This is a genomic window from Thermosipho sp. 1074 (genome assembly GCF_001999655.1).
In the GTDB taxonomy this organism is placed as follows: domain Bacteria; phylum Thermotogota; class Thermotogae; order Thermotogales; family Fervidobacteriaceae; genus Thermosipho; species Thermosipho affectus.
The window spans coordinates 214,580-227,858 of the sequence record NZ_LBEX01000003.1 but is presented as its reverse complement, the minus strand read 5'-3'; the positions used below and the strand labels follow the sequence as shown (position 1 = coordinate 227,858).

Genomic DNA, 13,279 nt, shown 5'->3' with positions numbered 1-13,279 from the left:
CGTGGACCTTATTCTCCTGCAATATCGAGTTCACTAATTAAGATACTGGGGGTTATTACACCACCGAAATCTTTAGAATCGTTTCCCACATCTTCAATTTTATTTAGTAAATCTATGAAGTTACCAGATATAGTGATTTGTTCAACTGCATGTACAATTTCTCCGTTTTCAACTTTGTATCCTCTTGCACCTAATGAGAAATTTCCGGATACGGGATTTGCACCTGAATGCATACCATCAATGCTGATTATTATAATGCCGTTATCTAGTTTGTTTACAAGTTCATTAAATGAATAATTACCACTTTCTATTACCAAATTTATTGGTTCAATTGATCCATTTAAACTATTTCCAGTAGATTCAACGTTATCCTTTTTTGCAGTTTTTAAATCGTATAGGTAGCTTTTTAAAACACCATTTTCAATTATAACTGTTTCTTTTGTTGGAACACCTTCATCATCAAATGGTCTGTTATTTATACTTCCTTCAACATATGGCAGATCTTTAATGTTTAAAATAGTGTTTCCAATCTTTTCATTTATTTTTCCCTTTAATGGAGATATATTTTTTTGGACATTTTCGGCGGAAATCATACTCTTTAAAAGTCCTAAAAGCTCTTCAAATGCGGTATTTCTGATTATTACTCTATATTTGCCAGATTTTACAGGTTTTGCCCCTAAAAGGCTTAAAGCTTCTTTACAAGCTTTTTTACCAATTTGTTCTGGAGATAAATCTTCAAATCTTTTACCTATTTCAAACCAAAATCCAGAATGTGTGTTATCATCTTTTGATATTGATATAGCATATGAAAATCCACCATCCATTGTGGATGAAATATCTAATCCAAGAGTATTTGAAATTGACTTTGAAATTTTTAAATTTTGAAATACGGCATTTGGTACTGTTACAATTCTTTCATCACATTTTGCGCTGTTGTAAAGTTTTTTTACAAAGTCAAGTTTTTCCTTAACAGGAGTTTTTTCGAAATTTCCATCATAAGTTTTCATTTCAAGGTATTTTCCTTTTCCATCGTAAAAGAAATTTTCATCTTCTGTATCTGTTATTTTCCAATTAGAAAGTGCTTCGTTGAATAGAGCTTCTGGATCGTCAAATCTTTCGGAAAAGCTCTTTCCTATCTTTCCATCTTTTAGTATTTTTATAGTTACTCTAGAATTTGATGCATCTTTATACTGATCAATATCATCGTTTGCATATGAAACCATAAATTCCATTTTTTCAGAAAATTCCACTTGTGCTTCGAAACCATTTTTCTTTGCAAGCGCAAAAAGTTTATCTTTAAATTCTTTTAAATTCATTTATTTCGCCCCCCGACAAGTATTTCTGAAACTCTGATTGTAGGTTGTCCCACATCTGCGGGTACAGCGCCGGATATTGAACCACAAACCCCTTGACCTCTTGCTATATCGTTACCTACCATATCTATTTTTTGTATAATTTCATAGCCTTTTCCAATAAGGGTTGCACCTTTCACAGGTTTTGTAATTTTTCCATTTTCTATCAAATAGGCCTCCATTACAGCAAAGTTGAACTCACCTGTACCAGGCATTACAGAGCCTCCTCCCATTGTTTTCGCATAAAGTCCATACTCGGTAGCAGCTATAATCTCTTCGGGATAGTATTTTCCAGGGAGTATAAATGTGTTGCTCATTCTTGAAGTAGGTGCAAATGTATAGTCTTGTCTTCTAGCACTACCGGTACTTTCCATATTCATTCTTCTTGCTCCAAGTTTATCTATTAGATATCCAACAAGTATACCTTTATCGATTAAAAGATTTCTTCTTGTTGCTGTTCCCTCATCATCCACATTTGCAGAACCCCATCCATTTGGAATTGTTGCATCATCAACTGCAGATACACATTCTGCCGCAACTTTTTGTCCTAACTTTCCAGCAAATACTGAAGCACCTTTTGCTACAGAAGTTGCTTCAAGTGCATGTCCTACCGCTTCGTGGAAGATAACTCCACCGAATTCATTTGAGATAACTACAGGCATTTTCCCAGCTGGTGCGGGTTCGGCATCTACCATTCTAACGGCTATTCTTGCCGCTCTTTTTGCGGCTTCTTCTACATCGATAGTATTAAAAAATTCAAATCCCATACCAGCCCCTGGTCCATAGAATCCACGCTCCATATTTCCATTATGTTCTGCGACGGTGTTTATCATTAACCTTGTTTTTATTCTTCTATCTTCTGCCCAGGTACCTTCTGAATTTGCAACTAAAATTTCTTGATCATACTCCCAGTACCAAACAAGTACTTGCTTTATTAAATTCGAGAAATTTTTGGCTGCATGGTATGCCGTTTTCATTATTTTAGCCTTTTCTGTTTTATCAATTTCCATTGGATAAAAATGTATTAGATGTCTGTTTTTTATTTTTTTGTCATCAAAGTCCAACTTTAAGTTGGAAACTTTTGTTTCGGAAAGTGCCTCTCCAACTCTTTTGGCTACAGATAAAAGATTGTCCCTTTCAAAGATGTTTGTGTATGCGTATATAGCTTTATTTCCCAAAAACCCCCGTATACCTATTCCCGAAATGTTATTTGTATTTGCTTTTTGAATAAAACCATCTGCAAGTTCTATTCTGTTTTCGTATTTGTTTTCAATAAATACTTCTGCAAAGTCACCGCCGTATTTTAAAACTGTGCCTATAATGTCTTTTATCAGATCTTTACTTAACACTATTTCACCCCTTCTTTTCAATTAATTTTAGTAATGCTTTTGCAGCAAGGATAGTACCTTTCTTTTCATATCCTTTTATCCCAAGCATCGTCCTTATTTCACCTACTTTCACCTCCGTTTCAAATAGTTTTTTAAAGAATTTCTCAGCTATCTTTTCATGTTTTTCCCGCATCTGAATTGCACCAAATGGATTTGAAAAATAAGAAGTGGTGATTCCAATTTCAGCGGTTGTGCCTTTTGCCATCCTTTTCCCTTCAGAAAAGACTTTTAGTGCTTCTTCATACGAGTCAAAAAATTTTATTCTTTCCTCGTTATTTTTAACTTCTGTGTAGTTGTTAGCATAAAACAAGAAATCGATTTTTGTTGGTGTAACTATTTCTTTGTAATTGTTAAAAGGAACAATGACTCTTGCATTTATTTTATCTGGATTCATAAATATACTTCTGTCCATAGTGTGGTATGCATAACCTGGTGGAAGGTCATCAAGTCTTACAAATGCTCCTGTTTCAGTTCCATATGCCACGACTTTGTTGTTTTCTATACTTAGACTTCCCATATCATCGATGATAATATTTACATCTGCTACTTCATCTAACCTATTTAGTGCTTCTAAAGTTTCACTCTTTCCTGCTCCACTGTCTCCTAAGAACATTGCAACAGCACTTTTCCCGGATTTCAGGGTAATTTTTGCCATGGAACCATGTATTGGAAGTTTTCCATTGTCTATCATAATGAGGTTGTGAACAGTAAGTGTTGTTTTTTTCATATATCCAAAATAATCGTTTTCATCTAAATTTGGGATAACTCCAACGTATAGATTTTTTTCTTTGAAGACTACAGCATTTTTCCATTCGTCTGTGTAATCTGGTATTTTGTCTGGTGAAATTCCAAAAATAATTATGCCATCGGGTTTTCTGTTTTTGATATCTTTCGGGGAGGCAATTTCAAATAGATTTGCCAATCCTGCACCGTGAGCAAGAAAATCTTTGTGAACAAAGTTAAAAAATAGTAGTTTTCCTACAAATATCGGTATTCTAAACCATTCATTGGAAGATAACTCAATTTTATCTATTATATTTTTTTCAACTACGGGTATAATTCCCTTTCTTTTGTTGGATTTCGTGTAGAATATTGCAGGTGGGTCAAAAATTGCTCCCCAAATTGTGGGAATTTTCTCCATCCAGTTCAAATTGAAGTTTTCACATTTGACATAGTCGTATAAAAACATTGCTTGAGCTCCACTTGGAAGTTGTCTCATAACTTTGGGAAATTCATTGGTTATATTGGATAATAATTGCCGGTATAAATTTTTAATAACAGCCTTAAATTGATCAGCGACCATTGTCATAGTATATTCTACGCTTGCCCTTCTGTTGTAATCATTTACATATTTTTCATTACGAATCATAAATCTGTGTTTTGAGCGCCAGAAAGTATAAAACGCTTCTATAAATTTTTCCAATTGTACGGGATTAGTGTAACTTAAAATATGGGATAATTCTTTTAAATTTCTCATAGTAAGAAGATTAAAGTATTCAGCTATTCTTTTTGTATCATACTCATCTCCAAATTTAAAAGGGGAAAGGGCTTGTAGTAGGGGACTATTTTTTTCGACGAGAATTTCAATGAATTCTTTTAAAAGTGCCTCGAATTTTTTATGTCCCATAATTTGACTGTAATTGGTGTAAATAACAGAACCATCGATAATGATTGAGCGGCTCATTCTAACACCTCCGAAAGTAATTTGTAAAGTCTTTCTTCATCTTTGAGATAAAGAAAGCCAATTAATACTTCAAAACCTGTGCTTTTACGATATGCGGGATCATTACCGTATTTTCCAGCACCTTTGCTATTAATCCCTCTTTTTACATAGGAAAATTCTTCGTCACTTAGGTTGGGAAGGATTTTGTCAAGGAGTATTGATTGATAATTTCTGTTTACTACAGATTGTGTATTTTTGTGTAGTTTTTTTACAGAGGTTTTTTTAAAATAGTGTAATTTAACATACAAATTAAACACTGCATCACCAATATACGCAAGTGTGTCTGTAGAAAGTTCGTTTGTGTTTACATTAGGTTTAATTCTTGAAAAGATATCCAAGTTTTCTCCCCCTTATTACTATTCTAACACAGAATTTTAGTATGGTATAATACTTGAGATGCAAAAAGTGCAATCAAAAATTAAGAAGGTGGTGTTTATAATAAGAAAATTTATGTATATTATGGAGATCGTATTTTTTGTTTTGTTTTTTTGGTTGTTGAAAAATAATATTTTACTAAAATGGATTTTTATATTTGGAATTAGTTTGTTTTTATCACTTTTCTTCGGAAGATTCTATTGTGGCTTTATATGCCCAATTAACACAATATTTAAGCCTATAAACTTTATTTATAAGAAATTGAATATAAAAAGATTCAAAGCGCCTAAGATCAATGTATTAAGGTATGTTATGCTTGTTGCTTTTATTATGTTATTTGTTGGAACAAGGCTTTTAAAAGTAAAATTAAACATTTTGTTGTACGTTATTGGATTTGCCACGCTTATTACCTTGTTTTTTGAAGAAGAATTTTGGCACAAAAAGTTGTGCCCGTACGGTACTTTACTAACTGTAGGTGGAAAGGTAGCACCTTTAAAATTAACAATAGATGAGAAAAAATGTGTAAGTTGTGGAATGTGTCAAAAGGTTTGTCCTACAAATACGATAATTACGTTGGAAAATAATAAAAGAAAAATTATTGCCAAGGAATGTTTAATGTGTTTTGAATGTGAAAAAGTTTGTCCGGTAAATGCTATTCATTTAAAAATTAAGCATATTGACTAAATGTTTAAAATATGATAAATTATACTTGGTTAGGGGCCGTAGCTCAATTGGGAGAGCGCTACCATGGCACGGTAGAGGCAGTGGGTTCGAATCCCATCGGCTCCACCAGAAGGGAGGCTAGATGCCTCCCTTCCTTTTTTTTTGTTATGTAAAAGTGAGAAATACAAAGAAATATGTACTTATTTAAAAATAATATTTGTTAATTTCTTATATTTGTCCAAAATAAAGCTTAACATTTTCGATATTTTTGGTAAACTAAAATTAGCAGTCAACGCTTAAGAGTGACAATAAAATTTTGAAAGGGGGTAAGGATATGAAAGTTAAACCACTTGGTTCAAGACTTTTGATAAAGCCAATTCAAGAGGAGAAAAGAACAGAAGGAGGAATTGTACTTCCTGACACAGCTAAGGAAAAACCCATGAAAGCAGAGGTTGTTGCTGTGGGTAATTTGGAAGATTCGGATGTTGATATTGTAGTTGGTGATAAGGTAATCTTTTCTAAGTATTCCGGAACAGAAATAAAAATTGAGGACGAAGAGTACATTATCATCGATGTTGAAGATATTTTAGCAAAAATAGAAGACTAATGAGGAGGTGACACGAATGGCAAAAATGTTAAGATTTAGTGAAGAAGCAAGAAGAGCTCTTGAAAGAGGTGTTGATGCTGTTGCAGATGCAGTAAAAATTACATTAGGTCCAAAAGGAAGAAACGTAGTTATTGAAAAATCTTGGGGAAGTCCAACTATTACGAATGATGGTGTTTCAATAGCAAAAGAAATAGAACTTGAGGATAAATTTGAAAATCTTGGAGCACAACTTGTTAAAGAGGTTGCAAGTAAAACAAACGATGTAGCAGGTGACGGTACAACAACAGCTACTGTATTGGCTCAAGCAATGATTAAAGAGGGAATTAAAAATGTAACAGCTGGTGCAAATCCAATTCTTGTGAAAAGGGGTATTGATAAAGCGGTTACAGCAGCAGTTGAAGAAATTAAAAAGATTTCAAAGAGCTTGTCTAGTTCTAATGATATAGCACATGTTGCATCCATTAGTGCAAATAGTGAAGAAATTGGAAAATTGATTGCAGAGGCAATGGAAAAAGTGGGAGAAGATGGAGTAATTACAGTTGAAGATAGCAAATCAATTGAAACATTTGTTGAGTTTACAGAAGGTATGCAATTTGATAGAGGTTACGTCTCTCCATATTTTGTTACAGACCCTGAGAAGATGGAAGTTGTTTACAATGAACCATTTATTCTCATTACGGACAGGAAACTTTCCAATATTAAGCCATTGATTCCAATCCTTGAAAAGGTTGCTCAAACTGGTAAACCATTAGTAATTATTGCTGAAGATGTTGAAGGAGAAGCATTAACAACATTGGTCTTAAACAAACTTAAAGGCACATTGAATACAGTAGCTGTAAAAGCACCTGGATTTGGTGACAGAAGGAAGGCAATGCTTCAAGATATTGCAATTCTTACCGGTGGTATTGTTGCAAGTGAAGAAGTTGGAATTAACCTTGAAGATCTCACATTAAATGATCTTGGTAGAGCAGACGTAGTAAGGGTTAAGAAAGATGAAACTATAATAGTTGGTGGACATGGTGATCAAGAAGAAATTAAGAAAAGAATTGCTCAAATAAAGGCACAAATTGAACAAACAACTTCAGAATATGAAAAGGAAACATTACAAGAAAGAATGGCAAAGCTCGCTGGTGGAGTAGCAGTAATCAAGGTAGGAGCTGCAACAGAAACAGAATTAAAAGAAAAGAAACACAGAATAGAAGACGCATTAAGTGCAACAAGAGCTGCTGTTGAAGAAGGTATAGTTCCTGGTGGAGGAATTACCTTATTAAGAGCAAGAAAACCAGTTGAAAAAGTAGTAGATGAACTTGATGGAGACGAAAAGATAGGTGCAAAAATAGTATATGAAGCATTAGTTGCTCCTATTAAACAGATTGCAAAGAATGCAGGTTACGATGGTGCAATCATCATTCACAAAGTTCTTGAAAATGATGATCCAGCATATGGATTTGACGCATTACATGGCGAATACTGTGATATGTTTGAACGCGGAATTATAGATCCTGCAAAAGTTACAAGAAGTGCATTGCAAAACGCAGCATCTATAGCAGGTATGCTCTTGACAACAGAAGTATTGGTAGTTGAAAAACCAGAACCAAAAAATAACCCACCAGTACCAGAAATGCCAGAATATTAATAAGAATTTTGAAAATTAAGAAATTATTGATTTTTCAAATAAAATGGCTTCGGTATTTTGCCGAAGCCATTTTTTTATTTCTTCAAATAAAAGGTGAGAATAAAGATGTTTAAAAAATTTTTCAACAATTACTTGGAGACTTTTATTTGTACTAAACTTCAAGATGTTATTGTAAAAGGAATAAAAAAAGTTAGATGTGAAGTTGTTTTAATTAATAGACTTTTTTAATACGTATGAAAGGTTCTAAATTCATAACTGACAAATTGTATGATGTTATATGAATTGATTCAAAATATTTACTAAGGACAAAATTTGTTTTTTTAACTACAGCTGTTAATTTTTCGTCATAACTTTGAATTAAGGATTTACTCACAGTTTTATTTGTTATAAGTGTTAATACTAAAAAACTTCCTAGAACTAATGTTGTTATTAATATAAGAATTTTTCCGGTTAGTTTCATGCGGATTCCCTCCTTGCTTTAAGTTTTATGGAATGTAAAAAATTTTTAAATAATTTAGGTGTTTTTGATGTTTCTTTATTTTTTTGTTGACCTAAAAAAATTAATATGTTATACTTTAATTAGGAAAGACTAATTAAGGAGGTATATACTTATGAAAAAAATATTAGAGGTTAAAAATTTACACGTATCTGTTAGAGATGAAGATGTAAAGATATTAAATGGTGTAAATCTTGAGATTTCTACTGGAGAGTTACACGCTATAATGGGGCCAAACGGTTCGGGAAAGTCTACACTTGCAAATGTTATTATGGGAAATCCAAAATATAAAGTAGATAAAGGAGATATACTCTTTGATGGTGAAAGTATTAAAGATCTTACAACAGATGAACGTGCTAAAAAGGGTATTTTTATGACTTTTCAAAACCCATATGAAATTGATGGGGTAAAATTTAACAATTTCCTTTTAACAGCTTATAGAAAAATTCACGGTGATAGCGAGTCATACAAAGTTTTAAATGAAAGAATACAATCTATTTTAAGCGAGCTTGTGGTATCTGATAATTTTTTAAATAGGTTTTTGAATGTGGGATTTTCTGGTGGTGAAAAGAAAAAGGGAGAGATTTTACAGGCAAGATTTTTAAAACCAAGGCTTTTAATCTTAGATGAAATTGATTCTGGACTTGATGTGGATGCATTAAGGATAGTTGCTTCTCAAATAAATAAAATTAGAAAAATGGGGACAAGTGTATTAATCATTACACATTACAAGAGAATTTTAAATTATTTAGATGTAGATAGGGTGCACGTATACACAAATGGACAGATAGTGAGAAGTGGAAACTTTTCTTTGGCAGACGAGATTGAGAAAAAAGGTTATACAACAATAGTGGGGTGAAATTATGTTTGATATGAAGAGTAATGAAGAAAAGTTTAACTATATTGCCGAGATTGAACCAGAATATGTAAGTTTACCCGGATTAACTTCTGAGATAATTGAGGAAATTTCAGATATTAAGGAAGAACCAAAATGGATGAGAGAACATAGATTAAGGTCGTTGGAGATTTTTCAAAAATGGCATAATCCTAGGTTTGGTGTGGATATTTCAAGACTTGATTTGAATAAGATAATTCCTTATATAAAACCTAAAGCTTCTAAAAATACAACTTGGGATGAAGTTCCAGAAGAAATTAAAAAGGCATTTGATAAGTTGGGTATTCCAGAAGCTGAAAGAAAATATTTTGCTGGTGTGGGAGCCCAATTTGATTCTGAAATAGTGTATCAGAATATAAAGAAAGAGTTGGAAGGTTTGGGTATTATTTTTCTCGATATGGAAAGTGCTGTAAAAAAGTATCCTGATCTTGTAAAAGAATATTTTATGAAACTAGTCCCAGCACATGATCATAAATTTGCGGCATTGCACGGTGCTATTTGGAGTGGTGGAACATTTTTGTATGTTCCAAAAGGAGTAAAAGTACCTATGCCTCTTCAGGCATATTTTCTCATGAGTAATCCAGGGATGAGCCAGCTTGAGCATACAATAATTGTTGCAGATGAAGGTTCTGAAGTTACCTTTATAGAAGGTTGTTCTGCACCAAGATATAACGTAATTAATTTGCATACGGGTATGGTGGAAATTTATGTAAAAAAACATGCAAAGGTTAAGTATATGACAATACAAAATTGGAGTAAAAATACTTATAACTTAAATACAAAACGCTCAATTGTAGAAGAAGATGGAGTTATGTCTTGGGTTTCTGGATCTTTAGGTAGTATGAAGACAATGCTATATCCTATGACTATTTTAAAAGGAAAAGGTGCAAAAGCAGAAAGTTTAGGTATTACCTATGCAGGCCCAGGGCAACACATGGATACTGGTTCGAAAGTAGTTCACCTTGCACCGTATACAAGCTCTACCATTGATGCAAGAAGTATTAGCGTAGGTGGTGGCTGGGCGTTTTATAGAGGTCTTTTAAGGGTTGCAAAAGATGCAAGGAAGAGTAAGTCACACGTACAATGTACAGCTCTGATGCTTGATAATAATTCAAAGAGTGATACAGTTCCGATTATTGAGGTTTACAACAATGATGCGGATATAGGGCATGAAGCAAGGATAGGTAGAATAAAAGATGAACAAATTTTTTATCTAATGTCTAGGGGATTAAGTGAAACAGAGGCAAAGAGCATGATAGTCAAGGGATTTATTGAACCTATTGTAAGTAGTTTGCCATTTGAGTATGCAGTCGAGTTAAATAGGTTAATAGAAATGGAAATAGAATCATCTATAGGGTGAGGTGTTATATATGGAAAAAACATTAGAATTAATTTTAAAAGATGAAATTACCGTTGTATCAAAACCAGAGGAATTTTTCAACGAAGATTATAAAGATATATCCGCGGTATTGAAAAATATTGACAATGAATATTTGAGAAGGTATATAGAGAATAAATACAGAGAATATAAGAAAATTGGTTTTCCAAAATGGAGAAGGTTAAAACTCAATAGGGTAAATTTGCCAGAGTATAAGTACGTAGATTATTTTAAAGATGTGAATTTTGATATAAATGTAAGTGATTTTGAGGGAACACACAGAAAGTTTGTGCTTCTTTCAGATGTGTTTTCTTCAAAAGGAGATTATTTAACGGTAAATGACAAACTTGAATTGAAAAAGGAATATAATAATGAAATTACAAACGATGTTTATAATATAGATGGAAAATTTAGCCTTGTTAGAATAATTAATACGGATAAATTTTCTAACAACACGGCAAGGTTTATTGTAAATGATGGAGCAAGTCTTACTTTGTACAATATACATGTTACTCAAAAATTGTCTTTTAGTGTGGATAACATGTTTATTTGGACGGGAAATAATTCAAGTGTGGTTGTTAGGGACATATATATTGGTTCAGGAAAAGTTGCTGGATATTTAGGAATAAAGATGAATGGTGAAAAGGCAAATGTAGAAGTAAAACCTTACTTTTTGGGTAAAAATAATGCAATATTTGATTTGTTGTATCTTTTAAGATTTGTTGGTATGGAGAATAAAGGTTCTGTAAATGCTGAAGGAGCTTTAATGGATAATGCAAAAGTTGTCTTTCGTGGTATACTTGATTTGAAAAAAGGTGCCAAAAATAGTGAAGCAGAAGAATCTGAAAAGTGTATCCTTCTTTCAAAGAATTCAAAAATGGAGGCAATTCCAAGCTTGTTAGTAGACGAAAATGAAGTTACGGCTTCACATGCTGCAAGTTCTTCGCCGCTAGATGAAATGGCTGTTTTTTATTTAATGAGTAGGGGATTTAGCGAGAAAGAGGCGAAAAAGTATATTTTAAATGGTATCTTTGAAACACTTATAAATGAGTTATCTAATTTCAGTGTGGAGGGGCTGGTAAAAGATGCTCTCGAGGAGTATACGGGATGATTTTCCTGCTTTGGATAGAAAAATAAATGGAAATAAACTAATTTACTTTGATAGTGCTGCAAGCACTTTGAAACCAAAACTTGTTATTGAAAGGTTATCAAATTTTTATTTAAACAATTATGCAAATGTTCATAGAGCGGTACATACTTTAGCATCTGAGTCAACTCAGATGCTAGAGTATACGAGAGAAAAGCTTGCAAAGTTTCTTAACGCAAGAGAAGAGGAAATAATATTTACTTCTGGAACTACAATGTCTATAAATCTTGTTGTAGAAAGTTTTGTAAGATCAGGTATGTTAAGTAGTAGTGATAGTGTGTTGGTTACTCTGGTCGAACATCATGCAAATTTTGTGCCTTGGATTAGACTTTCAAAATTACACAACTTTCATGTAGATGTGGTCGCTCCAACGGGAAGATTTGGCGAGTTAAAGATTGAAGATTTTAATGTAAAAAAAGAACCAAAAATAATTGCTGTAACTTTCCAATCAAATGTCACAGGACAGGTTATAGATATAGAAAAAATTAGGGAAAAATTTCCAAATGCAATATTGTTGGTAGATGGTGCTCAGTACATTCCTCACAAAAAAATAGATGTTAAAAAGTTAGGTATAGATTTTTTGGCCTTTTCAGCCCATAAAATGTTGGGACCAAGTGGTGTTGGGGTTTTGTGGGGAAAAAAGGGATTTTTAGAAAAGATGGAACCATTTTTATACGGTGGTGAAATGATTGATAAAGTGGGATTAGATAATGTAACGTTTAATGTGCTTCCATACAAATTTGAAGCGGGAACTCCAAATATTGGGGGAATTGCTGGATTATTATTTGCTTTGGAGTATTTAGAAGGTGTTGGTTTTGAGAATTTAGAAGAGCACATAAAAAAATTAACGCAATATGCAATTGAAAAGTTAAGTAAGATAAAAGATGTAGAATTATACGGACCATTAAATGAAAATCAGTTGGGAATTGTAAGCTTTAATATTAACGGTGTACATCCGCATGATGTTGCACATTTGTTAGATGAAAAATTTGGTATAGCAGTTAGAAGTGGCCACCATTGTGCACAACCACTTATGAAAATATTAAAGACTCAAAGTTGTTTAGATGTATTTCCAAATAGTACTTGTAGGGCAAGCTTTTATGCATACAACACTCTAGAAGAAATTGATATATTGGCGATGGCAATCAATAAGATAAAGGAGTGGTTTGATGTATTCTGAACTTATTATGGATTATTCTAAATTAAAAAAATACAAAGGAAAGCTTAAAGATGCCGATGTTGTAGAGGAAGGAAAAAATTTATCTTGTGGTGATGAAATAACACTTTATCTAAAGTTTGAAAATGGAAAGATTGTTGATGGAAAATTTGAAGGTATAGGTTGTGCAATAAGCCAGGCATCGGCAAATATAATGCTTGAAAGTGTAATTGGAAAAGATAAAGATGAAGCATTAGATATTTTGAAAAATGTCTATGCGATGGTAAAAGGTGAAGATTTTGAAAAAGAAAAATTGGGGATTGTAAAAGAACTTGAAGATATAAGAAACTATCCTATGAGAATAAAATGCTTTTTGCTTTCTTGGAAGACATTAGAACTTGCATTAAAAAAACAAGTGTAAAATATATTGTTACATTTCTGTGATTTTCTTTTTTATACAAAA

Annotated in this window: 13 protein-coding genes, 1 tRNA gene and 1 pseudogene; 10 read left to right on the top strand and 5 right to left on the bottom strand. The window is 32.7% G+C overall.

Annotated features, from left to right (window positions below; all coding sequences use genetic code 11):
• Nucleotides 1-8 precede the first annotated feature (8 nt).
• From XO08_RS01450 to XO08_RS01435, 4 genes are read right to left on the bottom strand one after another with little or no spacing between them, the layout of a single operon-like run.
• Nucleotides 9-1,316, bottom strand: a complete 1,308-nt coding sequence (locus tag XO08_RS01450; RefSeq protein ID WP_077287127.1) for a TldD/PmbA family protein — start codon at nt 1,314-1,316, stop codon at nt 9-11.
• Complete coding sequence (locus XO08_RS01445) at nt 1,313-2,701, bottom strand: TldD/PmbA family protein (RefSeq protein ID WP_075665298.1); 1,389 nt, start codon at nt 2,699-2,701, stop codon at nt 1,313-1,315. Before XO08_RS01445 ends, XO08_RS01450 begins: the two co-directional genes overlap by 4 nt.
• A 4-nt stretch (nt 2,702-2,705) precedes the next feature.
• Nucleotides 2,706-4,424, bottom strand: a complete 1,719-nt coding sequence (locus XO08_RS01440) for a phosphoenolpyruvate carboxykinase (ATP) (protein WP_075665297.1) — start codon at nt 4,422-4,424, stop codon at nt 2,706-2,708.
• Nucleotides 4,421-4,801 (bottom strand): Mini-ribonuclease 3, encoded by a 381-nt coding sequence (locus XO08_RS01435; RefSeq protein ID WP_075665296.1) that lies wholly within the window; start codon nt 4,799-4,801, stop codon nt 4,421-4,423. The genes XO08_RS01440 and XO08_RS01435 overlap by 4 nt, the downstream gene beginning before the upstream one ends.
• A gap of 58 nt (nt 4,802-4,859) precedes the next feature.
• Between XO08_RS01435 and XO08_RS09490 the strand changes: the two are divergent.
• From XO08_RS09490 to groL, 5 genes and pseudogenes are all read left to right on the top strand, one after another.
• Nucleotides 4,860-5,096 (top strand): annotated as a pseudogene (locus XO08_RS09490) (4Fe-4S binding protein); the annotation flags it as partial.
• Between the two features lie 54 nt (nt 5,097-5,150).
• Complete coding sequence (locus XO08_RS09375; RefSeq protein ID WP_233120217.1) at nt 5,151-5,522, top strand: 4Fe-4S binding protein; 372 nt, start codon at nt 5,151-5,153, stop codon at nt 5,520-5,522.
• Nucleotides 5,523-5,554: 32 nt separating this feature from the next.
• Nucleotides 5,555-5,630 (top strand) — tRNA-Ala (locus tag XO08_RS01425).
• A 205-nt stretch (nt 5,631-5,835) separates the two neighbouring features.
• On the top strand, nt 5,836-6,108 hold the full coding sequence (gene groES, locus XO08_RS01420) for a co-chaperone GroES (protein WP_075665295.1): 273 nt from the start codon (nt 5,836-5,838) through the stop codon (nt 6,106-6,108).
• 16 nt (nt 6,109-6,124) lie between these two features.
• On the top strand, nt 6,125-7,744 hold the full coding sequence (gene groL / locus XO08_RS01415; protein WP_075665294.1) for a chaperonin GroEL: 1,620 nt from the start codon (nt 6,125-6,127) through the stop codon (nt 7,742-7,744).
• Between the two features lie 211 nt (nt 7,745-7,955).
• On the opposite strand, the gene XO08_RS01410 is transcribed toward groL, so the two are convergent.
• A complete protein-coding gene (locus XO08_RS01410; protein ID WP_075665293.1) occupies nt 7,956-8,204 on the bottom strand; it encodes a hypothetical protein in 249 nt (82 codons plus the stop codon).
• A gap of 151 nt (nt 8,205-8,355) precedes the next feature.
• On the opposite strand from XO08_RS01410, the gene sufC reads away from it, so the two are divergent.
• From sufC to sufU, 5 genes are read left to right on the top strand one after another with little or no spacing between them, the layout of a single operon-like run.
• The gene (gene sufC / locus XO08_RS01405; protein WP_088368834.1) at nt 8,356-9,099 is read left to right on the top strand and encodes a Fe-S cluster assembly ATPase SufC; all 744 of its coding nucleotides are present in this window, start codon (nt 8,356-8,358) and stop codon (nt 9,097-9,099) included.
• Between the two features lie 13 nt (nt 9,100-9,112).
• Complete coding sequence (sufB, locus tag XO08_RS01400; RefSeq protein ID WP_369799921.1) at nt 9,113-10,495, top strand: Fe-S cluster assembly protein SufB; 1,383 nt, start codon at nt 9,113-9,115, stop codon at nt 10,493-10,495.
• A 10-nt stretch (nt 10,496-10,505) separates the two neighbouring features.
• A complete protein-coding gene (locus XO08_RS01395; RefSeq protein ID WP_075665291.1) occupies nt 10,506-11,624 on the top strand; it encodes a SufD family Fe-S cluster assembly protein in 1,119 nt (372 codons plus the stop codon).
• Complete coding sequence (locus XO08_RS01390; protein WP_075665290.1) at nt 11,599-12,840, top strand: SufS family cysteine desulfurase; 1,242 nt, start codon at nt 11,599-11,601, stop codon at nt 12,838-12,840. The genes XO08_RS01395 and XO08_RS01390 overlap by 26 nt, the downstream gene beginning before the upstream one ends.
• A complete protein-coding gene (gene sufU / locus XO08_RS01385; protein ID WP_075665289.1) occupies nt 12,830-13,237 on the top strand; it encodes a Fe-S cluster assembly sulfur transfer protein SufU in 408 nt (135 codons plus the stop codon). The genes XO08_RS01390 and sufU overlap by 11 nt, the downstream gene beginning before the upstream one ends.
• Nucleotides 13,238-13,279: the final 42 nt, after the last annotated feature.